General features: G+C 68.7%; 2 protein-coding genes. Both read left to right on the forward strand.

Annotated elements, in window-relative coordinates; translation table 11 throughout:
* Positions 1–951 (forward strand): lytic murein transglycosylase B (gene mltB / locus V7Z54_RS00350; RefSeq protein ID WP_334133515.1); only part of this gene is annotated, 951 nt, incomplete at its 5' end.
* Between the two features lie 348 nt (positions 952–1299).
* On the forward strand, positions 1300–1584 hold a 285-nt coding region (locus V7Z54_RS00355; protein WP_334133516.1), incomplete at its 3' end, for a TAXI family TRAP transporter solute-binding subunit.

The following is a 1584-nucleotide window of genomic DNA, read 5'->3' on the forward strand; positions in this document are numbered from 1 at the left end:
CTAGACAGCGCCGAAGGCTGGGATGACGGCTGGGCCGCGCGCTGGCTGGCCCTGGCCCGGCGGGACGAAGCCGCGCGCCGTCTCATCTTGCCGCCGCGCCCGCAGGCCTACAAGAACTGGGCCGCCTACCGCGCCCGCTTCGTGGAGCCGCGCCGCATCGCCGCCGGCGTGCGGTTCTGGCACAGGCACGCCGAAACGTTGGAGCGCGCGCAGGCCCGCTACGGCGTGCCGGCCTGGCTGATCGTGGGCATCATCGGCGTCGAAACCCTGTACGGACAGCATCTCGGCCAACACCGCACACTGGACGTGCTGGCCACGCTGGCACTGGACTTTCCGGCGCAACATCCGCGCGCCGACGCGCGCCAGGCGTATTTCACCCAGGAACTACGGGCCTTCCTGAAGCTGGCGCGCATCAGCGGCATCCCTCCGGACCAGTGGCGCAGCAGCTACGCCGGAGCGCTGGGCCTGCCGCAATTCATGCCCAGCAGCTGGCTGGCGCACGCGGTCGATTTCGACGGCGACGGCCGCATCGACCTGAGCGCCAGCGCGGCCGATGCCATTGGCTCGGTGGCCGCCTTTTTGCGCGCGCACGGCTGGCAACCGGAGCTGCCGGTGCGCTTCGACGTACAGCCCCCGACCGACCCGGCGCAGCGCGCGCTACTGCTGGCGCCCGACATCCGTCCCACCTTCACGCTGGAGGCGGTGCGTGCCCACGGCGCCACGCCCGCCGCCGTTGCGGACGGATACGAGGGTCTCCTGGCCCTTGTCGAGCTGCAAAACGGCGACCCGGCCGCAGGCGGCAGGGCGCCCACCTATGTGCTGGGCACGCCCAACTTTTATGCCATCACCCGCTACAACCAAAGTAGCTACTACGCGATGGCGGTGATCGACCTCGGCTTGGCCGTGCAGGCCGCACGGACCTCCCCGCCATCCGGCTCCGGCCAACCCTGAAGCGCCGGAACCGGCGGTACGTGGCCACGCTGCGCTGCCTGTCACGAGGGCGCCACGACCGGGTTTCCCCTGACGGGGAGTCCCCGATGCACACGGTACGATCGTTGCAGCATCGTTGCCCGCCCCTCCAAACAGTCCACGGCCTGGTCTGGGGCGGTATGCCACACCACGGAAACCAGGAGACACGTCAGGAACCAGCGCTGCAGGGTTTCGGCCTCGTCGGGTACGCCACACCACGGAAACCAGGAGACACGTCAGGCGCTTGTTGCGTCAGATCGCCACTGCCCTCGGCCTGGGGGCCGTCTTCATCGCCTGTGCCGCCTGCGCCAGTCCACCCAGTTCATCAACGTGCTCACCGGTGGCCAAAGCGGCGTCTACTACCCGGTCGGCGTCGCGCTGTCACAAATCTACCTCAAGGATATTCCGAACGCGCGCAGCACGGCCCAAGTCACGCGCGCGTCGGCGGAAAACCTCAACCTGCTGCAAGCCGGCCGCGGCGAGGTGGCGTTCACCCTGGCCGATACGCTGTCGGACGCATGGAAGGGGAACGAGGAGGCCGGCTTCAAGCAAAAACTCGACAAGCTGCGTGGCATCGCCGGTCTGTACAACAATTCGGTGCCGTCCTCGAGCAGG

The organism is Tepidimonas sp., assembly GCF_036824975.1.
GTDB lineage: Bacteria > Pseudomonadota > Gammaproteobacteria > Burkholderiales > Burkholderiaceae_C > Tepidimonas.